The sequence below is a fragment of the Bacillus inaquosorum genome (genome assembly GCF_023238325.1).
GTDB lineage: Bacteria > Bacillota > Bacilli > Bacillales > Bacillaceae > Bacillus > Bacillus inaquosorum.
The window spans coordinates 3154352-3179371 of the sequence record NZ_CP096592.1 but is presented as its reverse complement, the minus strand read 5'-3'; the positions used below and the strand labels follow the sequence as shown (position 1 = coordinate 3179371).

The 25020-nt window shown below is 45.7% G+C and carries 17 protein-coding genes, 21 tRNA genes, 3 rRNA genes and 2 riboswitches; of the genes, 35 read left to right on the top strand and 6 right to left on the bottom strand.

The genetic code is table 11. The features are described 5' to 3' along the window. Positions 1-182: 182 nt before the first annotated feature. From M1M80_RS16165 to M1M80_RS16155, 3 genes are all read left to right on the top strand, one after another. Positions 183-1715: an MFS transporter gene (locus M1M80_RS16165; protein WP_060399360.1), complete on the top strand. Its 1533-nt coding sequence runs from the start codon at positions 183-185 to the stop codon at positions 1713-1715. A 152-nt stretch (positions 1716-1867) separates the two neighbouring features. Beyond that, positions 1868-2716 (top strand): exo-glucosaminidase LytG, encoded by an 849-nt coding sequence (gene lytG, locus M1M80_RS16160; protein ID WP_060399359.1) that lies wholly within the window; start codon positions 1868-1870, stop codon positions 2714-2716. Positions 2717-2824: 108 nt separating this feature from the next. After that, a complete protein-coding gene (locus M1M80_RS16155) occupies positions 2825-3088 on the top strand; it encodes a YiaA/YiaB family inner membrane protein (protein WP_003242249.1) in 264 nt (87 codons plus the stop codon). Positions 3089-3124: 36 nt separating this feature from the next. On the opposite strand, the gene ktrB is transcribed toward M1M80_RS16155, so the two are convergent. The 4 genes from ktrB to gbsR form a co-directional block, all read right to left on the bottom strand. Next, a complete protein-coding gene (gene ktrB, locus M1M80_RS16150; RefSeq protein ID WP_060399358.1) occupies positions 3125-4462 on the bottom strand; it encodes a Ktr system potassium transporter KtrB in 1338 nt (445 codons plus the stop codon). 6 nt (positions 4463-4468) lie between these two features. Continuing rightward, positions 4469-5137: a potassium uptake protein KtrA gene (gene ktrA, locus M1M80_RS16145; protein WP_003242252.1), complete on the bottom strand. Its 669-nt coding sequence runs from the start codon at positions 5135-5137 to the stop codon at positions 4469-4471. Between the two features lie 72 nt (positions 5138-5209). Then, positions 5210-5358: riboswitch (cyclic di-AMP (ydaO/yuaA leader) on the bottom strand. 145 nt (positions 5359-5503) lie between these two features. After that, positions 5504-6049, bottom strand: coding sequence for a biofilm surface layer hydrophobin BslA (bslA, locus tag M1M80_RS16140; RefSeq protein ID WP_003242255.1), 546 nt, complete (start codon positions 6047-6049; stop codon positions 5504-5506). 208 nt (positions 6050-6257) lie between these two features. After that, positions 6258-6800, bottom strand: coding sequence for a transcriptional regulator GbsR (gene gbsR, locus M1M80_RS16135; protein WP_003242257.1), 543 nt, complete (start codon positions 6798-6800; stop codon positions 6258-6260). A 198-nt stretch (positions 6801-6998) separates the two neighbouring features. Here gbsR and betB point away from each other — a divergent pair, with 198 nt between their 5' ends. The 3 genes from betB (at position 6999) to M1M80_RS16120 (ending at position 10363) form a co-directional block, all read left to right on the top strand. Next, a complete protein-coding gene (gene betB / locus M1M80_RS16130) occupies positions 6999-8471 on the top strand; it encodes a betaine-aldehyde dehydrogenase (protein ID WP_060399357.1) in 1473 nt (490 codons plus the stop codon). Between the two features lie 16 nt (positions 8472-8487). Further along, positions 8488-9696, top strand: coding sequence for a choline dehydrogenase (gene gbsB / locus M1M80_RS16125; protein ID WP_032732389.1), 1209 nt, complete (start codon positions 8488-8490; stop codon positions 9694-9696). A gap of 88 nt (positions 9697-9784) precedes the next feature. Then, positions 9785-10363, top strand: coding sequence for an MOSC domain-containing protein (locus tag M1M80_RS16120; RefSeq protein ID WP_003242263.1), 579 nt, complete (start codon positions 9785-9787; stop codon positions 10361-10363). A gap of 5 nt (positions 10364-10368) precedes the next feature. Here M1M80_RS16120 and M1M80_RS16115 read toward each other — a convergent pair whose 3' ends face one another. After that, positions 10369-10857 (bottom strand): DinB family protein, encoded by a 489-nt coding sequence (locus M1M80_RS16115; RefSeq protein WP_032732387.1) that lies wholly within the window; start codon positions 10855-10857, stop codon positions 10369-10371. 167 nt (positions 10858-11024) lie between these two features. Between M1M80_RS16115 and M1M80_RS16110 the strand changes: the two genes are divergently transcribed. The 3 genes from M1M80_RS16110 to M1M80_RS16100 are packed head-to-tail and all read left to right on the top strand — an operon-like array spanning position 11025 to position 13643. Next, entirely contained in the window at positions 11025-11549 is a 525-nt protein-coding gene (locus M1M80_RS16110) for an NfeD family protein (protein WP_080429055.1), read from the top strand. Between the two features lie 18 nt (positions 11550-11567). Continuing rightward, complete coding sequence (floT, locus tag M1M80_RS16105; RefSeq protein WP_003242269.1) at positions 11568-13097, top strand: flotillin lipid rafts scaffold protein FloT; 1530 nt, start codon at positions 11568-11570, stop codon at positions 13095-13097. Between the two features lie 24 nt (positions 13098-13121). Next, a complete protein-coding gene (locus tag M1M80_RS16100; protein ID WP_060399355.1) occupies positions 13122-13643 on the top strand; it encodes a GNAT family N-acetyltransferase in 522 nt (173 codons plus the stop codon). Positions 13644-13683: 40 nt separating this feature from the next. On the opposite strand, the gene thiT is transcribed toward M1M80_RS16100, so the two are convergent. Further along, positions 13684-14262, bottom strand: coding sequence for an energy-coupled thiamine transporter ThiT (thiT, locus tag M1M80_RS16095; protein ID WP_019259283.1), 579 nt, complete (start codon positions 14260-14262; stop codon positions 13684-13686). Between the two features lie 99 nt (positions 14263-14361). Then, positions 14362-14463, bottom strand: a riboswitch (TPP riboswitch). 469 nt (positions 14464-14932) lie between these two features. Between thiT and M1M80_RS16090 the strand changes: the two genes are divergently transcribed. The 26 genes from M1M80_RS16090 to M1M80_RS15965 all read left to right on the top strand — a co-directional run bounded on the left by M1M80_RS16090 (position 14933) and on the right by M1M80_RS15965 (position 25019). After that, a 16S ribosomal RNA gene (locus M1M80_RS16090) occupies positions 14933-16482 on the top strand. A 169-nt stretch (positions 16483-16651) separates the two neighbouring features. Beyond that, positions 16652-19579 (top strand): 23S ribosomal RNA (locus M1M80_RS16085). 54 nt (positions 19580-19633) lie between these two features. Beyond that, a 5S ribosomal RNA gene (rrf, locus tag M1M80_RS16080) occupies positions 19634-19749 on the top strand. Together the 16S, 23S and 5S rRNA genes with 21 tRNA genes alongside form the textbook arrangement of a ribosomal RNA operon. 22 nt (positions 19750-19771) lie before the next feature. Then, positions 19772-19847: transfer RNA gene (locus M1M80_RS16075), tRNA-Val, on the top strand. Between the two features lie 35 nt (positions 19848-19882). Beyond that, positions 19883-19958 (top strand) — tRNA-Thr (locus M1M80_RS16070). A gap of 37 nt (positions 19959-19995) precedes the next feature. Then, positions 19996-20071, top strand: a tRNA-Lys gene (locus tag M1M80_RS16065). A gap of 11 nt (positions 20072-20082) precedes the next feature. After that, positions 20083-20169, top strand: a tRNA-Leu gene (locus tag M1M80_RS16060). Positions 20170-20174: 5 nt separating this feature from the next. Further along, positions 20175-20249, top strand: a tRNA-Gly gene (locus M1M80_RS16055). Positions 20250-20263: 14 nt separating this feature from the next. Further along, positions 20264-20349 (top strand) — tRNA-Leu (locus M1M80_RS16050). Between the two features lie 9 nt (positions 20350-20358). Next, positions 20359-20435 (top strand) — tRNA-Arg (locus M1M80_RS16045). 15 nt (positions 20436-20450) lie between these two features. Beyond that, positions 20451-20527 (top strand) — tRNA-Pro (locus M1M80_RS16040). Between the two features lie 5 nt (positions 20528-20532). Beyond that, positions 20533-20605: transfer RNA gene (locus M1M80_RS16035), tRNA-Ala, on the top strand. Between the two features lie 20 nt (positions 20606-20625). Beyond that, a tRNA-Met gene (locus M1M80_RS16030) sits at positions 20626-20702 on the top strand. Between the two features lie 2 nt (positions 20703-20704). Beyond that, positions 20705-20781 (top strand) — tRNA-Ile (locus tag M1M80_RS16025). A gap of 6 nt (positions 20782-20787) precedes the next feature. Beyond that, positions 20788-20880 (top strand) — tRNA-Ser (locus tag M1M80_RS16020). 17 nt (positions 20881-20897) lie between these two features. Further along, a tRNA-Met gene (locus tag M1M80_RS16015) sits at positions 20898-20974 on the top strand. Between the two features lie 69 nt (positions 20975-21043). Then, positions 21044-21120 (top strand) — tRNA-Asp (locus M1M80_RS16010). A gap of 12 nt (positions 21121-21132) precedes the next feature. Then, a tRNA-Phe gene (locus M1M80_RS16005) sits at positions 21133-21208 on the top strand. Between the two features lie 21 nt (positions 21209-21229). Next, a tRNA-His gene (locus M1M80_RS16000) sits at positions 21230-21305 on the top strand. Between the two features lie 10 nt (positions 21306-21315). Further along, positions 21316-21389 (top strand) — tRNA-Gly (locus tag M1M80_RS15995). Positions 21390-21404: 15 nt separating this feature from the next. Beyond that, a tRNA-Ile gene (locus M1M80_RS15990) sits at positions 21405-21481 on the top strand. A gap of 12 nt (positions 21482-21493) precedes the next feature. Continuing rightward, positions 21494-21568 (top strand) — tRNA-Asn (locus tag M1M80_RS15985). A 3-nt stretch (positions 21569-21571) separates the two neighbouring features. After that, positions 21572-21662: transfer RNA gene (locus M1M80_RS15980), tRNA-Ser, on the top strand. Positions 21663-21692: 30 nt separating this feature from the next. Beyond that, a tRNA-Glu gene (locus tag M1M80_RS15975) sits at positions 21693-21764 on the top strand. Between the two features lie 232 nt (positions 21765-21996). Beyond that, on the top strand, positions 21997-23880 hold the full coding sequence (gene glgB / locus M1M80_RS15970; protein ID WP_060399354.1) for a 1,4-alpha-glucan branching enzyme: 1884 nt from the start codon (positions 21997-21999) through the stop codon (positions 23878-23880). Beyond that, positions 23877-25019: a glucose-1-phosphate adenylyltransferase gene (locus M1M80_RS15965; RefSeq protein ID WP_003238078.1), complete on the top strand. Its 1143-nt coding sequence runs from the start codon at positions 23877-23879 to the stop codon at positions 25017-25019. Before glgB ends, M1M80_RS15965 begins: the two co-directional genes overlap by 4 nt. Position 25020 lies beyond the last annotated feature (1 nt).

Genomic DNA, 25020 nt, shown 5'->3' with positions numbered 1-25020 from the left:
ATCGGTTTGGAATAATGTTTGAGTATATGCTCATTTATTCACATATTATCATAAAATAATATCATGTCCCCTGATGGGGAGAGAATTAGAATGAAAGCTAATGGCATGCAAAATCTATTAGCTTCTTTTGTTTTCAAAAAAAGATGTGTTTCGTATGTATTCATATAGGAAGGAATGACAACATGAAGACAAAACACTATTGGGTGATTTCTTTGCTTGCCGTTTTAGCGGTCGGGCCGGGATTGATGTCTAACACGGCGTTGTCGTCAGTTCAAGGCCTTGTTCAGAAGACGGTTGGAACAAGTGACTTCACCTCAGTAAATCCAATATTGATCGGCAATATGGCCTTTGCTTTATTAGTGCCGGCAGGACCGCTGCTGAGGAAAAAATTCGGTGCCCGTCCGATCTATTTGGCTTCATTACCCGTTTTTATACTTGGCTCACTGCTCTTCGCATTTTCGAGCGATATTGCATGGATGGCGGCAGGGCGCTTTTTACAGGGAGCGGCTACAGGCGTCATGCTGATGATTATGATCCCTATGCTTGTTCTGTCATTTCCGATTGACCGCAGGAATTATGCACTGCTGGTGCTGATCGGGGGATTTTATGGCTCTGTTATCATCGGTACGATCCTAGGAACAATTGCAACAAGCTGCGGCCACTGGAGATGGCTGTTTTTTATCTTTGGCGCACTGTCACTGATCGGTGTCGCGATGAGCTATTTCTTTCTTCATGATGAGCATCATGGGGCGGCAGAACAAGAACAGCCGCTAGATGGTGCGGGAATCCTTTTATCTGTTTGCCTTGCTGCAGCCTCAGCGGTTACTTTCATTTTTCTGCAAAAATGGGGGCTTTCATCAGGTTATGTATGGACGGGTTTCGGGATTACGTTATGTTTGCTCCTTGTTCTATTGATTGTGGAATATAAAGTGAAGAACCCCTTTATTTCTATTAAACTGATGCTGCTGCCAAAACCGGTGCTTGGCTTATTTATCATAGCTGCAGGGACGATAACGGTAGCTGTCAGCCTTGCTGCTTTTCAAGGCTTGCTCCGTCAAATGTATGATATTTCTCAGGAGCATCTCATTCTTTTAAACTTGACTCTTTTAATCGGAGTGGCGATCGCGGCCATTTTGAGCGCACTGTTTTATGATAGAGTCGGGCCAGGGATGCTCGGTATTATCGGCGGCCTCATTCTCGTGTTTGTGAATTTTCAATGGCTGCATATGCAGGATCAATCGTCACTCTCTATATTCGCAGTGCTGTTTATTATGCTTGCGGCTGGAACAGGGCTGACAGTTGCCGCTGGGCTGATGGGAGCTGCTATGGGCGGCCCGCTGCCTGATTTGGTCAAGAGAATGACAGCTGTTCAGTTTTTAAGATTGTTTGTCTATATGGGAGTTCCAATCCTCATCGGCTTCTTTACGAAAAAAGATGCTGCCAGACAAAGCGGTACGATGCAGGATTCTATGATGACTGCTTATCATGATCTCTTTTTCATTTCTTTTGTCCTGAGCGTGCTGCTCGTTTGCTTATCATTCTGTATGAACGCCACAGGTATGGGGCACAAGCTGGCTCATAAACCGCATGATAAAGCGAAACCGGCCGTTTCAGCACATGGACTGTCAAAGGCTGCTGTCAAATCACATAAAGTGATACATGATACAGAATATCGTAATGCACTCAGAAAGTTTAAACAGAATTTTGATATATGATCAAAACCTTTTCCTTGAGGGAAAAGGTTTTTTGTTTGCAATCCTTTCACAACTTTATCCCTAAAGAATTGAAAAATATTAGAAGTGCAAGTAAAATTCTAAAAGGTAGATTCTTTTACATTCGTAATCTTTTAACTTGAAGGAAGGTTTTCATGGCCCGTAAAAAACTGAAAAAACGTAGACTCTTCATTTCACTATTTTTCATTGTATCGATTCCGCTAGCCCTGTTTGTATTAGCGACAACTTTATCAAAACCGATTGAAACATCCAAAGAACCTGAAGAAATTGATGAACAGCAAGTATTTATTGACAGCCTGTCCGGACATGCACAAATTTTGTATGAGAAATATCATGTCCTCCCCAGCATCACGATCGCTCAGGCCATTCTCGAATCTGACTGGGGGAACAGCGAGCTTGCTGCTCAGGCCAACAACCTTTTTGGCGTAAAAGGAAATTATAAAGGCCATCACGTCACGATGGAAACGGACGAATTTGAAAAAGGGAAAAGAAAAACCATTCGCGCGAAGTTTCGAAAATACAGCACGTTTTTTGAATCTATGAATGACCACGCCCAATTGTTTGTCCGCGGCACATCGTGGAATAAAAAGAAGTATAAACCGGTGCTTGAGGCTGAGGATTATAAGGAAGCGGCAACTGCCTTGCAAACAGCAGGATATGCTACAGACCCTGACTACGCTGACAAAATCAGCGCTATTGTAGAAAAATACGATTTAGATGAGTACGATGAGGTAAATCCATCCCTGAAATCAGTGGATTTATACGGTTCTATCAAAGACAGTGCCGTTCAAGACGTATGGTCCAAGCCTTCTACTGATGAACGGTCCATTAAACTGACATCTGCCCAATCTTACGTCGGCAAGGACATAAAGGTTGTATCTAAAAAGCAGAAAGGCCAGTCCGTATGGTACCAATTTCAAATCAATGATAAACTCATCGGCTGGATTGATGATTCAGCTGTTGAAATAAAGGAAGCAACCTGAGACCTTTTTACTGGTATTTTTAATTCTTTGTTCCATTCTGGGGAATTTGAGGTATAATATTCCACGGAAGTTATCACTTATTGACTATGCTTTCAGGAGGGAACAAAGGTGCAGAAATATAGACGGAGAAACACGGTTGCTTTTACAGTATTAGCTTATTTCACTTTTTTTGCGGGAGTATTTTTGTTTAGTGTCGGACTCTATAATGCTGATAACCTGGAACTCAATGAAAAAGGCTACTACATTGCTGTTATGATACTTGTAGCGGTCGGTGCGATTCTTACACAAAAAGTGACCCGTGATAACGCAGAAGATAACGAAATCATTGCGGAGCAGGAAAAAAGACAAAATCAATCTCATATCGAATCATAAAAAAATCCGGCGCCTAAATCGCCGGATTTTTTGTTATCATCCCGTAAATACCTCGCCGTCAGGGTAACGAATATTTGATTTCTCTGTTCTCGCGAATGAAAAGACGAACGTCAAAGGACCAATTCTTCCGATGAACATGATGACAATAATAATACATTTTCCTGCTGCTGTGAGTTCAGGAGTCAATCCCATTGATAGACCGACAGTTCCGAATGCGGAAAAGGTTTCAAATACAATTTGAATAAAGGGCGCTTGTTCTGTGATCGTCAGGGCGAAAATTCCTAAAAACACGATGAACAGACTGGTGACGCTCACAGCTAAAGCCTTAATGATAATCGGATATTTGATGGAACGGCGGAAAATAACCGTTTCTTTTTTACCTCGCAAATAAGCGATAACAGACGTTAAAATCACGATGAACGTAGTCAGCTTAATGCCGCTCGCCGTTGAGGCGCTTCCTGCTCCGATAAACATCAATAATAAAGTAAATACAATTGTTCCTTCTCTCATGCTTCCGAAATCGAGGGAATTGAAGCCTGCGGTTCTCGGCGTCACTGCCTGAAAATAGGAAGCCCACAGTTTATCCCCTACATGCAGGTGGCCAAGCGTGCCAGGGTTGCTGTACTCTAAAATAAAGATCACAAGCATAGCAATCGCATTCAGAATCAGCGTTCCTGTCAGCATGAGCTTCGTATGTAAAGAAAAGGCTTTAAAGCGCCGATGTTTCATAACGTCAAACAGAACTGTAAATCCGATCCCTCCTGTAATAAATAAGAAAGTAATCACAAGGTTCACTGTAGGATCGCCAACGTAGCTCATCAAATTATCCGGCCACAACGAAAACCCGGCATTGTTAAAAGCAGATATCGAGTGAAACAGACTGGCAAACAAGCCGGATGCCAAGCCATACTGAGGCACAAGCCGGATGGATAAAATGAGTGCTGCTATCAATTCAATACTAATCGAAAACAGAAACAGGACTTTGACAAGGCCTATGACGCCGCCGATTGTCGGCTGGTTTAAGGCTTCCTGGACAAGCATTCGTTCTTTTAATCCGATTTTTTTTCCTAATATCATGACGATCAAAACGGCAAATGTCATAAATCCAAGCCCGCCGATCTGAATCAGCCCCATGATGACCGTTTGCCCGAAAAGTGTAAATTGAGTGCCGGTGTCGACAACTGCAAGCCCAGTAACGGTTGTAGCGGAAGCCGCAGTAAAAAGGGCGTCTATCCATGACAATGGCTTCGTTGTAGAAATCGGAAGCATTAACAGCCCAGAACCGATGATAATGATAAGGAAAAAACCGATTGCAAGCACTTGAGGCGGTGTAAACCGAACCCATTTGATCACTTTATCCTTTTGAAGTGTCACCTTTGTCTACATCCCTTCGTTTTCAAAACGTTTAATATCCTTTTTGTGCCCCATGATTACCAGGCAATCCTGTTCGTGAATGATGTCTTCAGGTGCGGGAGAAAGACGAATATCTCCATGATGTTTAATAGCCAGGATCGTGCAGCCGTACTTCGCTCTTACATTCAGATCAATAATCGATTTTGAATCAAGCTTGCGTGTTGCCAACAGCTCGACAATACTGTAATCATCAGATAAATCAATGTAATTCAAAACATTTTCATCAGAAAGGCTTTGTGCGATTTTGACGCCCATATCCTTTTCAGGATGAATAATGCGGTCAGCGCCGATTTTTTCAAGCACCTTATGATGATAATAGTTTTGCGCCTTTACCCAAATGTTCGGGATGTCAAACTCCTTTAATAATAAGGTAGTCAGCGTACTCGCTTGAATATTCGCTCCGATGGCAACAATCACATATTCAAAATTACGTATTCCCAATGAAAGCAATTCGTTCTCTTCGGTGGCGTTGGCAATCACTGCATGAGTTGCGTAAGAAGCGTATGCATTTACCTTTTCTTCGTTGATATCAATCGCAAGGACCTCGTGGCCCATTCTATGCAGCTCTTTGCAAATGCTGCCGCCAAAACGGCCCAGCCCGATCACGGCAAATTGCTTATTTTTAATTCTTCCCAATGTTCATATCTCCCTTAGTAAATTAACGTTTTTGAAGCAAAAAAGGCCATTGCAAAGAATGGCCGAAAATAGACCTCCTCTCTGTATACGCCTACGAGGTTAGCTGTCGGATTAGGGATTCAGAGTACCCCCTCTTACTTAGTAAGATTCACCCCAAGGCTGTTAATAAAACAGCCAATCGTTGGTTCCCCCGTTCGTGTTTGATTAAGCGGTAAAAGAGTTTGTATGAAATTGAACACTCAAGAATTTACTCCTGTTTCTAGTGTTTGTCAATTTAAATTTTAAACAAGAAAAAAGATAACTGGAAATAGAGAAAAAAGGGGAGATGAAAACGCAAAAAAGACCGGCGTGAACCGGTCTTTTAGATTAGTTGCAGCCGCATGGCTGAGTCGGAGGAGTGCTGCGCTTAGCCACGTCAATGCTGGCTTCTGCGTAAAATTTATTTCCGATGCTCAACGATTTATTCTCCGCACGGAAAGTATATGTACCAGCGGCAGGAAGTGTTTTGTTATTCAGTTTTAATTTAAATTCGCCAGCTCCTAACAAATCAAGTGCCAGAGGAATTCTTACTGTTTTCCCGTTGTTGAGGATCTGTGTTGTACGCAAAGCATTTCCGTTCATCGTGTCTTTCGTATTTGCAGTAAATCCGCTTGGCAATGTAAATTCCATAACGCCAAGGCTGAGAAGCGTGTTTGGACGATACGTCAATTCGATATCAGAGAAAGACCATTCAGTTTTGCTGGCCCCTGTGATTGTTGCAAACAATGAAGCTGATGACTGTGTTCTCATAGTAGACTCGGTATGAGCGGAAGTTGATTTAGATTCAGCCGCGAAAGAAGCTGTAGGTGCAGAAACGAGTAAGCCGAGACTTAATGCACTGATTGCCAAAGAAGATAATAATTTGCGTTTCATAATAAAATTCCCCCTAAAAAGTTATAAAATATACAGGCCTGCCCGCTTTTCACCTCCTCTGAATGGCCAAATACAAATTTTACCTACATAAAATTACCATCAAATATTTTGGAAGTAAATGGGGTGTTTTTCCCGTATTTTTCAAATTTGTAGTAATTACATATAAACGAACAAAAAAACGCCCGGTTTCCCAGGCGTTTTTAATGTTTTACTTTGTTTCGATCGGTATAAACTTAAAAATTTCCCCGCTCTGCACCGATTCAGCAAGACGTTTCAGCCAGTCATAGTAGGCTTTAGAGCTTTCCAGCTGCTCGTATAACTGGAGCGCTTCATTTTTTATGTCCTCACTGAGACCTTCCTTGCTTAAAACCTCTTGTAAATCAGCCTGAGCTTCCTCAATCGCTGCTACATTTACTTGAACTTCCCGCTCCCATTTAGGCGGAAAGAAATTAGTGAAAAATTTAAAGAAATCTTTTTCAGCCACAAATGTATGCTTACGGATGCCTCGGTGGAATGTTTTTTTCACTACATTTAAGTCCTGAAGCTTTTTGACACCTGTGCTCATGCTTGGCTTGCTCATTTGCAATTCCTCACGCATTTCGTCAAGCGTCATCTCATCCCTCATATACATCGTCCCATATAAGATCCCGACACTGCGGGTAATTCCGTAAAGATCCATCGTTTCAGCAATGGAGTCGATAACAAGATCCCGTGCCTGTTCTATAGTTGCAAACTCTGGATTTTCATCCATACTGACCCTCTTTTCCTTTAGAAAATTAAATTCGTTAAGTTATTTCTTTATGTTCTTTATCTTAACGAAACATAAAGAAAAGTCAAAATGAAAAATCAAGATGGGGCTTTGACAGTTTAAAAACCATGTGTTAGATTAAGGTTGTTAAAAACATTAAATTTTTATTTAACAAACTTTATTTACGTCAAGGAGGCTTATATGAGTCAAACATTATACATTGACGGAGAATGGATCAGTGCCGAAAAAGAGCAGATCCGAAGCATTATCAATCCATTTAATCAAGAAGAAATTGCAACCGTAAGCGAGGGAGGGCGAGAGGACGCCATCAAGGCAATCGCAGCCGCGCGAAGAGCATTTGACAAAGGAGAATGGCCATCTCTATCTGGACTTGAACGCGGGAATATTGTTCTGAAAATTGCGGAATTAATCAGACGCGATCTTGATGAGCTGGCTGAGCTTGAATCTCTTGATACGGGAAAAACACTCGAAGAAAGTAAGGCCGATATGGACGATATCGCCAATGTTTTTCAATACTACGCCGGATTGGCGGACAAAGATGGCGGAGAGATCATTTCATCTCCGATCCCTGATTCGGAAAGCAAAATCATCAGAGAGCCAATCGGGGTTTGCGGCCAGATTACTCCGTGGAATTATCCGCTCCTGCAAGCGAGCTGGAAAATCGCGCCTGCACTGGCTGCAGGAAATACGATCGTCATGAAGCCGAGTGAGATCACGCCGCTGACGACAATCAAAGTCTTTAAGCTAATGGAAGAAGCCGGTGTTCCAAAAGGGGTCGCGAATCTTGTCCTTGGACCGGGAGCCACAGTGGGCGACGAGCTTGCCGCAAACAAAGACGTCGATTTGATTTCGTTTACGGGTGGAATCGAAACAGGCAAAAAAATCATGCAGGCGGCAAGCGGAAACGTCAAAAAAATCGCGCTTGAATTGGGCGGGAAAAATCCCAATATCGTTTTCAAGGACGCAGATTTAGAGGTTGCGGTTGATCAGGCGTTAAACGCTGTATTTTTCCACGCCGGCCAAGTGTGCTCTGCCGGTTCCCGCTTGCTTGTTGAAGATGCCATTCACGATCAGTTTTTAGCAGAGCTTGTCAAACGGGCAAAGCGCATAAAACTCGGAAACGGTTTTCACGCAGAGACAGAAAGCGGCCCGCTTATTTCTGCAGAGCACAGGGCAAAGGTAGAAAAATATGTAGAGATCGGAATACAAGAAGGCGCAAAGCTGGAGACAGGCGGCAAACGCCCGGAAGATCCTGCGCTGCAAAACGGGTTTTTCTATGAACCTACTATTTTCTCTAACTGCAAGTCTGGCATGAGAATCGTTCAGGAAGAGGTTTTCGGTCCTGTATTGACAGTCGAAACCTTCAGCTCGGAAGAAGAGGTAATCGCGCTTGCAAATGATACCATCTATGGCTTGGCCGGAGCGGTATGGTCAAAAGATATTGAAAAGTGTGAACGCGTAGCAGCCCGCTTGAGAATGGGAACCGTTTGGATTAACGATTTCCATCCGTATTTTGCGCAGGCGCCATGGGGCGGCTATAAGCAATCCGGGTTCGGACGCGAGCTTGGAAAAATGGGCCTTGAAGAATACACAGAAGTCAAACATGTGTATCGCAATACAAAACCAGCAGCGGTTAATTGGTTCAATTCATAAGAGGGGGAGATTGATGATGACATTAAATATGAAAGTAGAAAGCATGCAAAAATTCCACACATTTGAAATTCCGACTGTGATTAAGCACGGAATCGGAGCCGTCAAGCATACGGGTGAAGAAGTAGCTGCGCTGGGTGTTTCAAAAGCACTTCTTGTCACAGACCCTGGGATTTATAAAGCCGGCGTCGCTGATCCTGTTATCGAATCACTTAAAGAAGCAGGCATTGAAGTGGTGCTCTTTAATAAAGTAGAGCCAAACCCGCCTGTCCGTCTGGTGAATGAAGGATCTGAGCTATACAAAAAAGAGAACTGTAATGGTTTAGTGGCAGTTGGAGGCGGAAGCTCCATGGATACAGCGAAAGCAATCGGAGTAGAAGCAACTCACGAAGGAAGCGTGCTTGATTATGAAGCGGCAGATGGAAAAAAACCGCTGGAAAACCGCATTCCTCCGCTGACGACAATTCCGACAACGGCCGGAACAGGATCGGAAGTAACCCAGTGGGCGGTTATCACAGATGAAGAAAGAGAATTCAAATTCAACACGGGCGGTCCGCTGATCGCAGCGCACCTGACCATCATTGATCCTGAGCTTCATATTTCAATGCCTCCGCATGTAACAGCCATGACGGGAATTGATGCGCTTGCTCATGCCATTGAGTGCTATACTATGAAATTTGCGCAGCCAATTACGGATGCAGTTGCCTTGATGGCGATTGAATATGCCGCTCATTACATTAGAAGAGCATTTGCTGACGGAGAGGATCTGGAAGCAAGATACGGAATGGCGCAGGCTGCGATGCTTGCAGGTCTTTCTTACGGCAGTGAATCAGCGGGCGCGGCTCATGCGATGAGCCAAACACTTGGCGGTATTATCCCAGTCGCTCACGGTCAATGTGTGGCTGCGATGATGGGCCCTGTCATGGAGTACAACTGGAAGGGCTATCCTGAGAAGTTTGCACGTATTGCGAAAGCGTTCGGTATTGATACAAGCAATATGACAACAGAAGAAGCTGCGAAAGCATCTGTTAATTGGATGTATGACCTTGTTGAAGATTTAGAAGTACCGACTTTAGAAGAGCAGGGAGTATCACCCGATATGATCGAACGCTTGTCAAAAGAAGCAATGAAAGATCCGCAAACCTTCGGAAATCCTAGAGATTTAAATGAAAAAGCATACAATTGGATCTACAAGCGCTGCTTTAACCTTACACCTAAAACAGTATAATCGATGTCCCGCTCATTTACAGAGCGGGATTTTTTTTGGATAATGAAGCATAGATGGAAATTTTAGAGAAGAAGGAAGGTACCGGCTGATGTGGAAGCGTATGACTGCAAGAACGGAAGGCTTATATATCGCAGATACAGAAAGTTTCGTAACAAAGCAAATGGACAAGCTTGATTTTGATTATGGCGGCATCCCCGGCGACTTGCATTTTGGCCTGACCAAAAAAGCGGGAGCCAGAGAACCGATGTTTTCAAAAGGGACAGAAATTTTCAACCGCAGACAAATTTCTATTGTATCAATAGAGGAATGTGATCAAATTGCTTTAAAAATGGGAGTGCCGAGCATTTTGCCGGAATGGCTTGGGGCGAATGTGGCAGTCAGCGGCATACATGATTTCACATCATTAAAAGAAGGAAGCCGGCTCATTTTCCCAAGCGGAGCCGCATTGCTGTGTGAGGGTGAAAATGATCCGTGTATCCAGCCGGGCGAAGTCATTCAATCTTATTATCCGGACAAGCCGAAGCTGGCGCCTGCTTTCGTCCGACACGCACTGGGCATAAGAGGGATTGTCTGCATTGTTGAGAGACCCGGTGCTGTTTATGCAGGTGATGAAATAGAAGTTCATTCCTATCAGCGGAAAGTCAAACGAAAAGCAGAAAGGGTCTGATCAAATCAGACCCTTTCTACCTTTTCTTTAATTTCTTTAATCTGGCTGAGGTGCCGTTTTTCATGGTGGCCGATAAAATCGATCCACTGTCTGACAGTCAGCTCTTGAAACACAGGATGCGGAAGCACTCTCTTAAGATCTTCTTCTTTCAGAGAGGCAATTGCAGCTGTCAGCTGCTCTCTCACTACATCAAGCTCGCGTTTCATTTGACTGCCTGAAATAAAATCATGCTCAGGCTCAAGGTGACTCGGAGCTTTCCGTTTATTGTTTCTGTCCTGTGCAGTCTCAAGCGGTTTTTCTTCAACTTCTTTAACAGGAGCTTCCTTTACACGTTCCTTCAGCATTTTTTGTGCGGCCATATCGATTTTTTTCAAATGGTCAAGAACTTCACGTATGCTCCATTCTTCAGCAGAAGGCTTTTGATTCAGCTTTTCGTCAGAAAGTCCTTTCACTTCGTTCCACGTTTCTAATCTGGCTTCATTAAAGATACTCATCATATCTCCTCCTAAAATGACATTACCATATATATAAGCAATTATCATTTATAAAGCACTTAACAGGGAGTATTTATCTAAAAATTTCGAAACCTTTTCTATTGTGTCTCGTATAAATGGTAACGGCAGCCGTTCATCAATGCATTGATGAGGAAAGGATGAGGCATTTGGAGTTACTGGGCGTTCCTATACAAACAATTTATCTTTATACGCTTATTATTGCGGGCAGTCTTACGCTGTTATTTCTTTTTTTCGGAGATGTATTTGCAGGGCTGTCAGAAGGCATTCCGCTTCTTAATCCGACATTGGTGCTCGCATTTTTCACATGTTTTTCAGCAGGCGGATATATAGGCGAGCTCACATTGCCCCTGTCCAGCCTGTTGCTCGCGTTTTTATCTTGCATCCTTTCGATCATTCTGGTGACATTGCTTCACATCTTTGTACTCGTACCATTATCATCCGCTGAAGAATCTTTGGCTTATAGAGAAGCTGATCTAAAAGGAAGAGTCGGTAAAGTGATTACAGCTGTTCCTGTTGACGGGTTTGGTGAAGTGGTCATTGAAGGGATAGGCGGCACCATCTCGAAGTCAGCGGTCAGCTTTGAGAATCAGCAGATCAGTTACGGAACAACGGTTTTAGTTGTAGATGTCAACAACGGAGTTCTTTCGGTTACTCCGCATGAACCTATATAAAACAAGGAGGAATGTGATATGACAATGCCGATTATAATTGTCATCGGAGTTGTATTCTTTTTATTAATTGCACTAATAGCCGTGTTTATCACAAAGTATCGTACGGCAGGGCCTGATGAAGCGTTAATCGTAACGGGGAGCTATCTCGGCAATAAAAACGTTCATGTCGATGAAGGCGGCAACCGTATTAAAATCGTCCGCGGCGGAGGAACCTTTGTTCTACCCGTCTTCCAGCAGGCAGAGCCGCTAAGCCTATTATCAAGCAAACTGGATGTTTCGACACCTGAAGTCTATACAGAACAAGGAGTGCCTGTAATGGCCGATGGAACTGCGATTATTAAAATCGGCGGTTCTATAGGAGAAATCGCTACAGCGGCCGAACAATTTTTAGGAAAATCAAAAGAAGACCGTGAGCAGGAAGCGCGGGAGGTTTTAGAAGGCCATCTTCGTTCCATTCTCGGCTCAATGACAGTTGAAGAAATCTATAAAAACAGGGAGAAATTTTCTCAAGAGGTGCAGCGTGTCGCTTCACAGGACCTCGCGAAAATGGGGCTTGTGATTGTCTCCTTTACCATTAAAGATGTACGTGATAAAAATGGTTATCTTGAATCATTAGGGAAACCGAGAATTGCCCAGGTAAAGCGTGATGCTGATATCGCAACAGCAGAGGCTGATAAAGAAACCCGGATTAAGCGGGCAGAAGCGGACAAAGATGCAAAAAAATCAGAACTTGAACGGGCGACAGAAATTGCTGAAGCTGAAAAAATCAATCAGCTCAAAATGGCTGAATACCGCAGAGAACAAGATACGGCAAAAGCGAATGCCGACCAGGCATATGATTTAGAGACTGCCAGGGCGCGCCAGCAAGTCACAGAGCAGGAAATGCAGGTTAAAATTATCGAACGCCAAAAACAAATAGAACTGGAAGAAAAAGAAATTCTTCGCCGTGAACGCCAATACGACTCAGAGGTAAAGAAAAAAGCCGATGCAGACCGTTATTCAGTCGAGCAGTCCGCAGCAGCCGAGAAAGCCAAACAGCTCGCGGAAGCCGATGCCAAGAAGTACAGTATAGAAGCAATGGCGAAGGCTGAGGCGGAAAAAGTCAGAATTGACGGGCTTGCAAAAGCAGAAGCTGAAAAAGCGAAAGGGGAAACAGAAGCTGAGGTTATCCGCCTAAAAGGTCTGGCAGAAGCGGAAGCAAAAGAGAAAATTGCGGCTGCCTTCGAGCAGTACGGGCAGGCTGCGATCTTCGACATGATCGTAAAAATGCTTCCGGAATACGCGAAACAAGCAGCGGCACCTCTTTCAAATATTGATAAAATCACCGTTGTTGATACAGGAGGAAGCGGTGAATCAAGCGGCGCCAACAAAGTAACCAGCTATGCGACAAACTTAATGTCAAGCCTGCAAGAAAGCTTGAAAGCATCGTCGGGAATTGACGTAAAAGAAATGATTGAGAACTTTTCAGGAAAAGGAAACGTAAAACAAAGCATTAACGAATTAACAAATGAAATAAAAGAAGCAAAAACGGTCCAAAAACCAGAATAATGACTGCGGAAAGGATAGCAGCAGATGGTAATCTTACGAGAAGCAAAGGTAGAAGATATAAAGGACATTGCAAAGGTGCATGTGGACAGCTGGAGGACAACATATCGAGGAATTGTCCCGGCTGATTACTTAAACAGTCTGAATTATAAGGAATTTGAAGACAAATGGAAAAGCCGCTCGGTAAAGGGTGTATTTGTCGCTCAGGATGAAAAAGGTTCGATATTCGGCTTTGCTTCATTTGGACCTATCCGCTCTGAACAAAAAGGCTATGACGGCGAGCTATACGCTATTTACCTTTTAGAAGAACATCAGCGGCAAGGGGCAGGGAGAGCGCTCTTAGCAAAAGGAGCAGAGTTTTTGCTTCATCATAGCTTTTCGAGCATGTTTGTTTGGGTGATGGAGAAGAACCCCTCAATTACATTTTATCAGTCCTATTCCCCTGAAAGAGAAGCGGAGGACAGCTTTGAAATTGCAGGAGAAAGGCTGAAAGAAATAGGGTTTGGCTGGCCGGATCTTCCTGCTTTGAAAACAGTCCTTAACAGATAGCAAAAAACAACCCCCAGCGGATTGCGCTGGGGGTTTCTCGTTAAGCTCTGTCAGTTTTGAGCAAACGCGGTGCTGTCATAAACAATAAACAAAGGACAATTGCACAGATGATGAATGAAGGAACCATATAGGTAGCATTATAAGTTAAAGAATAAATCCATACAGGCGTTCCTTTTGGAGCGAAGCTGCCGAAAAACACAGCCCCTGAAATGACATGTGCGGCATAGCGGAGGAAACTGCCGATAAAAACTGCGCTGACTACTGAAACAATCAGTTTTCCTTTTGTTTTGGATACAGCGGCTTTACGGACAGAAGAAGCGAAAAATCCGCTTAATCCGATAGCTGCGAACGCGATAAGGTAATCTAGCAATAGCTGTACAGGGTGTTGTGCGAATAAGTTTCCGATCGCTATTTGAACAAGACCTGTCAGCAGACCGGTAGTAAGGCCAGCTTTGATACCCCACCGAAACGAAATCAAAAAGATCGGAATCATCATGATGGAGACCGAGCCTCCTTGAGGCATACGGAGAAACATTCCTGAGACGATGTCTAAAATAACAGCAGCCGCAGTCATAATTGCAATTTCAATAAGGCGAACCAGTTGCTTAGATTGATTCATAAAATCCCCTTCCATCAATAGACAAACCAAAAGGACAACAAAAAAGCAGCACGCGGAAGGATGAGAAAAGTTCCACGCACTGCTTTACAATCTGCAATTCATTTGACTTTGCCACATCCCTACGCCAGCGTTAACTAACAGGTTCAAAGGGTCAGAACGTAACCGCTCACTCTCAGCTTTAATGCTCCCCTTGTGGTCATCAGTATTTAGTTCGTTTCTACTATACAAGAAAAAGAAAAAAACAACAAGATTGCATTACTGAATAGATGTTCTTTTAAAATAGTTATATGATAAATACGCGACAGATACCATGACAAAGATTATAGTTTATTTGTTTTATAGATTTTTTTAAAAAAACTATTGCTATAAATGAATACAGGTGTTATATTATTAAACGTCGCTGATGAACAGCAGACAAAACAAGAAGCTTCAAAACAATTTAAAAAAAGTTGTTGACAAAAAAGAAGCCGAATGTTATATTAGTAAAGCTGCTTCATTGAGAAGTAAGTAACAGAATGATCTTTGAAAACTAAACAAGACAAAACGTACCTGTTAATTCATTTTTAAATAAATCGCACAGTGATGTGCGTAGTCAGTCAAACTAGGGCCTGCACGATGCAGGTCACACAGGTGTCGCCGCAGGATGCGGTGAACTTAACCTGTGATCCATTTATCGGAGAGTTTGATCCTGGCTCAGGACGAACGCTGGCGGCGTGCCTAATACATGCAAGTCGAGCGGACAGATGGGAGCTTGCTCCCTGATGTTAGCGGCGGACGGGTGAGTAACACGTGGGTAACCTGCCTGTAAGACTGGGATAACTCCGGGAAACCGGGGCTAATACCGGATGCTTATTTGAACCGCATGGTTCAAATATAAAAGGTGGCTTCGGCTACCACTTACAGATGGACCCGCGGCGCATTAGCTAGTTGGTGAGGTAATGGCTCACCAAGGCAACGATGCGTAGCCGACCTGAGAGGGTGATCGGCCACACTGGGACTGAGACACGGCCCAGACTCCTACGGGAGGCAGCAGTAGGGAATCTTCCGCAATGGACGAAAGTCTGACGGAGCAACGCCGCGTGAGTGATGAAGGTTTTCGGATCGTAAAGCTCTGTTGTTAGGGAAGAACAAGTACCGTTCGAATAGGGCGGTACCTTGACGGTACCTAACCAGAAAGCCACGGCTAACTACGTGCCAGCAGCCGCGGTAATACGTAGGTGGCAAGCGTTGTCCGGAATTATTGGGCGTAAAGGGCTCGCAGGCGGTTTCTTAAGTCTGATGTGAAAGCCCCCGGCTCAACCGGGGAGGGTCATTGGAAACTGGGGAACTTGAGTGCAGAAGAGGAGAGTGGAATTCCACGTGTAGCGGTGAAATGCGTAGAGATGTGGAGGAACACCAGTGGCGAAGGCGACTCTCTGGTCTGTAACTGACGCTGAGGAGCGAAAGCGTGGGGAGCGAACAGGATTAGATACCCTGGTAGTCCACGCCGTAAACGATGAGTGCTAAGTGTTAGGGGGTTTCCGCCCCTTAGTGCTGCAGCTAACGCATTAAGCACTCCGCCTGGGGAGTACGGTCGCAAGACTGAAACTCAAAGGAATTGACGGGGGCCCGCACAAGCGGTGGAGCATGTGGTTTAATTCGAAGCAACGCGAAGAACCTTACCAGGTCTTGACATCCTCTGACAATCCTAGAGATAGGACGTCCCCTTCGGGGGCAGAGTGACAGGTGGTGCATGGTTGTCGTCAGCTCGTGTCGTGAGATGTTGGGTTAAGTCCCGCAACGAGCGCAACCCTTGATCTTAGTTGCCAGCATTCAGTTGGGCACTCTAAGGTGACTGCCGGTGACAAACCGGAGGAAGGTGGGGATGACGTCAAATCATCATGCCCCTTATGACCTGGGCTACACACGTGCTACAATGGACAGAACAAAGGGCAGCGAAACCGCGAGGTTAAGCCAATCCCACAAATCTGTTCTCAGTTCGGATCGCAGTCTGCAACTCGACTGCGTGAAGCTGGAATCGCTAGTAATCGCGGATCAGCATGCCGCGGTGAATACGTTCCCGGGCCTTGTACACACCGCCCGTCACACCACGAGAGTTTGTAACACCCGAAGTCGGTGAGGTAACCTTTTAGGAGCCAGCCGCCGAAGGTGGGACAGATGATTGGGGTGAAGTCGTAACAAGGTAGCCGTATCGGAAGGTGCGGCTGGATCACCTCCTTTCTAAGGATATTTACGGAATATAAGACCTTGGGTCTTATAAACAGAACGTTCCCTGTCTTGTTTAGTTTTGAAGGATCATTCCTTCGAAACGTGTTCTTTGAAAACTAGATAACAGTAGACATCACATTCAATTAGTAAGACAAGATATCACATAGTGATTCTTTTTAACGGTTAAGTTAGAAAGGGCGCACGGTGGATGCCTTGGCACTAGGAGCCGATGAAGGACGGGACGAACACCGATATGCTTCGGGGAGCTGTAAGCAAGCTTTGATCCGGAGATTTCCGAATGGGGAAACCCACCACTCGTAATGGAGTGGTATCCATATCTGAATTCATAGGATATGAGAAGGCAGACCCGGGGAACTGAAACATCTAAGTACCCGGAGGAAGAGAAAGCAAATGCGATTCCCTGAGTAGCGGCGAGCGAAACGGGATTAGCCCAAACCAAGAGGCTTGCCTCTTGGGGTTGTAGGACACTCTGTACGGAGTTACAAAAGAACGAGGTAGATGAAGAGGTCTGGAAAGGCCCGCCATAGGAGGTAACAGCCCTGTAGTCAAAACTTCGTTCTCTCCTGAGTGGATCCTGAGTACGGCGGAACACGTGAAATTCCGTCGGAATCCGGGAGGACCATCTCCCAAGGCTAAATACTCCCTAGTGACCGATAGTGAACCAGTACCGTGAGGGAAAGGTGAAAAGCACCCCGGAAGGGGAGTGAAAGAGATCCTGAAACCGTGTGCCTACAAGTAGTCAGAGCCCGTTAACGGGTGATGGCGTGCCTTTTGTAGAATGAACCGGCGAGTTACGATCCCGTGCAAGGTTAAGCAGAAGATGCGGAGCCGCAGCGAAAGCGAGTCTGAATAGGGCGCATGAGTACGTGGTCGTAGACCCGAAACCAGGTGATCTACCCATGTCCAGGGTGAAGTTCAGGTAACACTGAATGGAGGCCCGAACCCACGCACGTTGAAAAGTGCGGGGATGAGGTGTGGGTAGGGGTGAAATGCCAATCGAACCTGGAGATAGCTGGTTCTCTCCGAAATAGCTTTAGGGCTAGCCTCAAGGTAAGAGTCTTGGAGGTAGAGCACTGATTGGACTAGGGGCCCCTACCGGGTTACCGAATTCAGTCAAACTCCGAATGCCAATGACTTATCCTTGGGAGTCAGACTGCGAGTGATAAGATCCGTAGTCGAAAGGGAAACAGCCCAGACCGCCAGCTAAGGTCCCAAAGTATACGTTAAGTGGAAAAGGATGTGGAGTTGCTTAGACAACCAGGATGTTGGCTTAGAAGCAGCCACCATTTAAAGAGTGCGTAATAGCTCACTGGTCGAGTGACTCTGCGCCGAAAATGTACCGGGGCTAAACGTATCACCGAAGCTGCGGACTGTTCTTCGAACAGTGGTAGGAGAGCGTTCTAAGGGCTGTGAAGCCAGACCGGAAGGACTGGTGGAGCGCTTAGAAGTGAGAATGCCGGTATGAGTAGCGAAAGAGGGGTGAGAATCCCCTCCACCGAATGCCTAAGGTTTCCTGAGGAAGGCTCGTCCGCTCAGGGTTAGTCGGGACCTAAGCCGAGGCCGAAAGGCGTAGGCGATGGACAACAGGTTGATATTCCTGTACCACCTCCTCACCATTTGAGCAATGGGGGGACGCAGGAGGATAGGGTAAGCGCGGTATTGGATATCCGCGTCCAAGCAGTTAGGCTGGGAAATAGGCAAATCCGTTTCCCATAAGGCTGAGCTGTGATGGCGAGCGAAATATAGTAGCGAAGTTCCTGATTCCACACTGCCAAGAAAAGCCTCTAGCGAGGTGAGAGGTGCCCGTACCGCAAACCGACACAGGTAGGCGAGGAGAGAATCCTAAGGTGATCGAGAGAACTCTCGTTAAGGAACTCGGCAAAATGACCCCGTAACTTCGGGAGAAGGGGTGCTCTGTTAGGGTGCAAGCCCGAGAGAGCCGCAGTGAATAGGCCCAGGCGACTGTTTAGCAAAAACACAGGTCTCTGCGAAGCCGTAAGGCGAAGTATAGGGGCTGACGCCTGCCCGGTGCTGGAAGGTTAAGAGGAGCGCTTAGCGTAAGCGAAGGTGCGAATTGAAGCCCCAGTAAACGGCGGCCGTAACTATAACGGTCCTAAGGTAGCGAAATTCCTTGTCGGGTAAGTTCCGACCCGCACGAAAGGCGCAACGATCTGGGCACTGTCTCAACGAGAGACTCGGTGAAATTATAGTACCTGTGAAGATGCAGGTTACCCGCGACAGGACGGAAAGACCCCGTGGAGCTTTACTGCAGCCTGATATTGAATGTTGGTACAGCTTGTACAGGATAGGTAGGAGCCTTGGAAACCGGAGCGCCAGCTTCGGTGGAGGCATCGGTGGGATACTACCCTGGCTGTATTGACCTTCTAACCCGCCGCCCTTATCGGGCGGGGAGACAGTGTCAGGTGGGCAGTTTGACTGGGGCGGTCGCCTCCTAAAAGGTAACGGAGGCGCCCAAAGGTTCCCTCAGAATGGTTGGAAATCATTCGCAGAGTGTAAAGGCACAAGGGAGCTTGACTGCGAGACCTACAAGTCGAGCAGGGACGAAAGTCGGGCTTAGTGATCCGGTGGTTCCGCATGGAAGGGCCATCGCTCAACGGATAAAAGCTACCCCGGGGATAACAGGCTTATCTCCCCCAAGAGTCCACATCGACGGGGAGGTTTGGCACCTCGATGTCGGCTCATCGCATCCTGGGGCTGTAGTCGGTCCCAAGGGTTGGGCTGTTCGCCCATTAAAGCGGTACGCGAGCTGGGTTCAGAACGTCGTGAGACAGTTCGGTCCCTATCCGTCGCGGGCGCAGGAAATTTGAGAGGAGCTGTCCTTAGTACGAGAGGACCGGGATGGACGCACCGCTGGTGTACCAGTTGTTCTGCCAAGGGCATCGCTGGGTAGCTATGTGCGGACGGGATAAGTGCTGAAAGCATCTAAGCATGAAGCCCCCCTCAAGATGAGATTTCCCATTCCGCAAGGAAGTAAGATCCCTGAAAGATGATCAGGTTGATAGGTCTGAGGTGGAAGTGTGGCGACACATGGAGCTGACAGATACTAATCGATCGAGGACTTAACCACATTTTGAATGATGTCACACCTGTTATCTAGTTTTGAGAGAACACTCTCAATTTGTTTGGTGGCGATAGCGAAGAGGTCACACCCGTTCCCATACCGAACACGGAAGTTAAGCTCTTCAGCGCCGATGGTAGTCGGGGGTTTCCCCCTGTGAGAGTAGGACGCCGCCAAGCAATTGCACGTTAGTGCAATTATGGAGGATTAGCTCAGCTGGGAGAGCATCTGCCTTACAAGCAGAGGGTCGGCGGTTCGAGCCCGTCATCCTCCACCATTTTAATTAATATACATACTCGATTTTACATATACGCCGGTGTAGCTCAATTGGTAGAGCAACTGACTTGTAATCAGTAGGTTGGGGGTTCAAGTCCTCTTGCCGGCACCACTTTTATATGATATAATATTCAAGTCTCTTGTAAGAAGAGCCATTAGCTCAGTTGGTAGAGCATCTGACTTTTAATCAGAGGGTCGAAGGTTCGAGTCCTTCATGGCTCACCATTTACATGATTGCGGATGTGGCGGAATTGGCAGACGCGCTAGAATCAGGCTCTAGTGTCTTTACAGACGTGGGGGTTCAAGTCCCTTCATCCGCACCATTTCTGCGGAAGTAGTTCAGTGGTAGAACACCACCTTGCCAAGGTGGGGGTCGCGGGTTCGAATCCCGTCTTCCGCTCCAACTATACCATCCACGCCGGGGTGGTGGAATTGGCAGACACACAGGACTTAAAATCCTGCGGTAGGTGACTACCGTGCCGGTTCAAGTCCGGCCCTCGGCATTAAGTTTTGCGCCCGTAGCTCAATTGGATAGAGCGTTTGACTACGGATCAAAAGGTTAGGGGTTCGACTCCTCTCGGGCGCGCCATGATCTACATGAAATCGGGAAGTAGCTCAGCTTGGTAGAGCACATGGTTTGGGACCATGGGGTCGCAGGTTCGAATCCTGTCTTCCCGACCATTCTTGGGGCCTTAGCTCAGCTGGGAGAGCGCCTGCTTTGCACGCAGGAGGTCAGCGGTTCGATCCCGCTAGGCTCCACTTGATTTCAATAAATATTTGGCGGTGTAGCTCAGCTGGCTAGAGCGTACGGTTCATACCCGTGAGGTCGGGGGTTCGATCCCCTCCGCCGCTACCAATGGACCTTTAGCTCAGTTGGTTAGAGCAGACGGCTCATAACCGTCCGGTCGTAGGTTCGAGTCCTACAAGGTCCACCATTATACGGAGGAATACCCAAGTCTGGCTGAAGGGATCGGTCTTGAAAACCGACAGGGGTGTCAAAGCCCGCGGGGGTTCGAATCCCTCTTCCTCCGCCATATATATTCTTAATCATCGCGGGGTGGAGCAGTTCGGTAGCTCGTCGGGCTCATAACCCGAAGGTCGCAGGTTCAAATCCTGCCCCCGCAACCAAAATACATGAATGAAATAAGAAGTGCCCGAAGGGTGCAACCAAGAAAATTCACGTGTAAATTTTAAAATGGTCCGGTAGTTCAGTTGGTTAGAATGCCTGCCTGTCACGCAGGAGGTCGCGGGTTCGAGTCCCGTCCGGACCGCCATTTAAATACTTAGGCTCGGTAGCTCAGTTGGTAGAGCAACGGACTGAAAATCCGTGTGTCGGCGGTTCGATTCCGTCCCGAGCCACCATTTATCAATATATATATTTTGGCGGTTGTGGCGAAGTGGTTAACGCACCAGATTGTGGCTCTGGCATTCGTGGGTTCGATTCCCATCAATCGCCCCAAATAAAAATTGCGGGTGTAGTTTAGTGGTAAAACCTCAGCCTTCCAAGCTGATGTCGTGGGTTCGATTCCCATCACCCGCTCCATTTCTATATTGTCATGGGCCTGTAGCTCAGCTGGTTAGAGCGCACGCCTGATAAGCGTGAGGTCGATGGTTCGAGTCCATTCAGGCCCACCATGATTTTTATATTCCACAGTAGCTCAGTGGTAGAGCTATCGGCTGTTAACCGATCGGTCGCAGGTTCGAATCCTGCCTGTGGAGCCAAATGGAGAAGTACTCAAGTGGCTGAAGAGGCGCCCCTGCTAAGGGTGTAGGTCGTGTAAGCGGCGCGAGGGTTCAAATCCCTCCTTCTCCGCCATATGATTACAAATATAAGTTCTCAAGCAACGGCCCGTTGGTCAAGCGGTTAAGACACCGCCCTTTCACGGCGGTAACACGGGTTCGAATCCCGTACGGGTCATCCAAAAACCTTGCATATCCTGCAAGGTTTTTTTATTTTTATAAATCATGATATGCCTTAGATTTCATACTTTATTCTACAAACAGACAACAAAAATCTTCATATATTTCGTTTTTCTTCGGAAAATGAAGTTAAATGTCAATAAGTATAAGCGCTTTCATGAAAGGGCTTTTTTTTATTTCTTCGAATAAATACTATAAGTGAAAACTATGATGTCAGAAAGGATGATTACATGGCCGCTGCCAGCCCGACAGCACATGATGTTTATCTTTTTCACGAAGGCAGTCTGTTTAAAAGCTATCAGCTGTTTGGCTCGCATTATCGCGAGCTGAATGGCCAAAGCGGATATGAATTTTGTGTGTGGGCGCCTCATGCGTCAGAAGTACGAGTGGCAGGGGATTTTAACAGCTGGTCAGGAGAGCAGCATGTGATGCACAGAGTGAACGATAACGGCATTTGGACGTTATTTATTCCAGGTTTGGGAGAAAAGGAACGATATAAGTATGAAATCGTGACTCATAGCGGTGAGATCAGGCTGAAGGCAGATCCATATGCTATTTATTCGGAAGTCAGGCCACATACAGCGTCACTTACTTACGATTTAGGTGAGTACAGCTGGAAAGATCAATTATGGCAAAAGAAACAAAAGGCTAAGACGGTGTATGAGAAACCTGTTTTTATTTATGAGCTTCATCTCGGTTCGTGGAAGAAACATTCTGATGGCAGGCATTACTCCTATCAAGAATTAAGCCAGTCGCTTATTCCTTATATCAAAGAACATGGATTTACTCATATCGAACTGCTTCCGGTATATGAGCATCCTTATGACCGTTCCTGGGGGTACCAAGGAACGGGTTATTACAGCCCGACAAGCAGGTTTGGCACACCCCATGATTTGATGAAGTTTGTGGATGAATGCCATCAAGAAAACATCGGAGTCATACTGGATTGGGTGCCCGGACATTTTTGTAAAGATGCACATGGTCTTTATATGTTTGATGGAGAGCCTCTTTATGAATATCAAGAAGAACGTGATCGGGAGAACTGGCTATGGGGCACGGCAAACTTTGACCTAGGAAAACCGGAAGTTCATAGTTTTTTAATTTCTAATGCGTTGTACTGGGCAGAATTCTATCATATAGATGGATTTAGGGTTGATGCAGTGGCTAACATCCTGTATTGGCCAAATCAGGATGAACGCCATACGAATCCATATGCTGTTGAATTTTTAAAAAAACTCAATCAAACCATGAGAGAGGCATATCCGCATGTCATGATGATTGCGGAAGATTCTACGGAATGGCCTCAAGTGACAGGTGCCGTTGAGGAAGGGGGGCTCGGTTTTCATTTTAAATGGAATATGGGCTGGATGAATGACGTACTGACATACATGGAGACGCCGCCAGAAGAAAGGCGGAATTGTCATCAGCTTATCTCTTTTTCATTACTGTATACGTTTAGTGAACATTTTGTATTGCCGTTTTCTCATGATGAAGTCGTATACGGAAAAAAATCACTTCTTAATAAAATGCCTGGCGACTATTGGCAGAAATTTGCCCAGTATCGGCTTTTGCTCGGATATATGACGGCTCATCCCGGAAAAAAATTGATCTTTATGGGTTCAGAATTTGCCCAATTTGATGAATGGAAAGACACAGAGCAGCTAGATTGGTTTTTGGACTCCTTCCCCATGCATCAGAAAGCCAGCGTTTTTACGCAAGATCTTCTCCGCTTTTATCAAAAAAGCAAAATCCTTTATGAAAATGACCATCGTGCCCAGTCGTTTGAATGGATTGATGTCCATAATAACGAACAATCAATCTTTTCTTTTATTCGTTATGGGAAAAGGCACGGTGAGGCGCTTGTCATCATTTGTAATTTTACACCCGCGGTCTATCATCAATATGATGTTGGTGTTCCTTTTCTAACCCAATACATCGAAGTGCTGAACAGCGACAGTGAAACATATGGAGGCTCAGGACAAATCAACAAAAAGCCGTTAGCGGCCAAAAAGGGAGCTCTTCATCATAAACCGTGTTATATCACGATGACCATCCCCCCTTACGGCATTTCAATTTTACGGGCGGTTAAAAAAAGAGGAGAGATAAAAAGATGAAAAAACAATGTGTAGCCATGCTCCTTGCCGGCGGGAAGGGCAGCCGTCTTAGCGGATTAACAAAACATATGGCAAAACCGGCTGTATCTTTCGGGGGAAAATACAGGATTATTGATTTTACGCTCAGCAACTGTTCCAATTCAGGCATAGACACGGTCGGGATTTTAACACAATATCAGCCGCTTGAGCTGAATTCCTATATTGGAATCGGCAGTGCATGGGACCTTGACAGATATAATGGCGGCGTGACGGTTTTACCCCCTTATGCCGAGTCATCAGAAGTCAAATGGTATAAAGGGACGGCAAGCGCCATTTATGAAAATCTCAATTATTTGAATCAGTATGATCCTGAGTATGTGCTGATTTTATCAGGAGATCACATCTACAAAATGGACTACGGCAAAATGCTCGATTTTCACATTGAAAAGAAAGCGGATGTCACCATCTCTGTCATCGAAGTGGGCTGGGAGGAAGCAAGCCGCTTTGGCATCATGAAGACCAATGCAGATGGGATGATCACGCATTTTGATGAAAAGCCCAAATTTCCTAAGAGCAATCTTGCCTCAATGGGAATTTATATATTCAATTGGCCGCTTTTGAAACAGTACCTTGAGATGGACGACCGAAACCCTTATTCAAGCCACGACTTCGGCAAAGACATTATTCCTCTGCTTTTAGAGGAAAAAAAGAAGCTTTCCGCATATCCGTTTAAAGGATATTGGAAGGATGTCGGAACAGTGCAGAGCTTGTGGGAAGCCAATATGGATTTATTAAAAGAGGAATCGGAGCTAAAGCTGTTTGAACGCAAGTGGAAAATTTACTCCGTCAATCCCAATCAGCCTCCGCAATTTATTTCATCTGACGCACAGGTTCATGATTCGCTTGTGAACGAAGGGTGTGTCGTGTATGGAAATGTGTCTCATTCCGTTCTTTTTCAAGGTGTTACTGTCGGCAAGCATTCGACTGTCAAATCGTCGGTCATTATGCCGGATGTGACAATTGGCGAGCATGTAGTGATTGAAAATGCCATCGTGCCTAAGGGTCTGGTGCTTCCGGATGGCGCAGTGATTCGATCCGAAAAAGACATTCAGGAGGTGCTGCTCGTTTCAGAGGAATTTGTAGAAAAAGAATTGATTTAAT

Excerpts from the sequence above, each read along its gene's own strand:
- M1M80_RS16165 (WP_060399360.1), top strand. The coding sequence starts at position 183 with ATGAAGACAAAACACTATTGGGTGATTTCTTTGCTTGCCGTTTTAGCG.
- lytG (WP_060399359.1), top strand. The coding sequence starts at position 1,868 with ATGGCCCGTAAAAAACTGAAAAAACGTAGACTCTTCATTTCACTATTT.
- bslA (WP_003242255.1), bottom strand. The coding sequence starts at position 6,049 with ATGAAACGCAAATTATTATCTTCTTTGGCAATCAGTGCATTAAGTCTC.
- gbsR (WP_003242257.1), bottom strand. The coding sequence starts at position 6,800 with ATGGATGAAAATCCAGAGTTTGCAACTATAGAACAGGCACGGGATCTT.
- betB (WP_060399357.1), top strand. The coding sequence starts at position 6,999 with ATGAGTCAAACATTATACATTGACGGAGAATGGATCAGTGCCGAAAAA.
- gbsB (WP_032732389.1), top strand. The coding sequence starts at position 8,488 with ATGACATTAAATATGAAAGTAGAAAGCATGCAAAAATTCCACACATTT.
- M1M80_RS16120 (WP_003242263.1), top strand. The coding sequence starts at position 9,785 with ATGTGGAAGCGTATGACTGCAAGAACGGAAGGCTTATATATCGCAGAT.
- M1M80_RS16115 (WP_032732387.1), bottom strand. The coding sequence starts at position 10,857 with ATGAGTATCTTTAATGAAGCCAGATTAGAAACGTGGAACGAAGTGAAA.
- floT (WP_003242269.1), top strand. The coding sequence starts at position 11,568 with ATGACAATGCCGATTATAATTGTCATCGGAGTTGTATTCTTTTTATTA.
- M1M80_RS16100 (WP_060399355.1), top strand. The coding sequence starts at position 13,122 with ATGGTAATCTTACGAGAAGCAAAGGTAGAAGATATAAAGGACATTGCA.
- thiT (WP_019259283.1), bottom strand. The coding sequence starts at position 14,262 with ATGAATCAATCTAAGCAACTGGTTCGCCTTATTGAAATTGCAATTATG.
- glgB (WP_060399354.1), top strand. The coding sequence starts at position 21,997 with ATGGCCGCTGCCAGCCCGACAGCACATGATGTTTATCTTTTTCACGAA.
- M1M80_RS15965 (WP_003238078.1), top strand. The coding sequence starts at position 23,877 with ATGAAAAAACAATGTGTAGCCATGCTCCTTGCCGGCGGGAAGGGCAGC.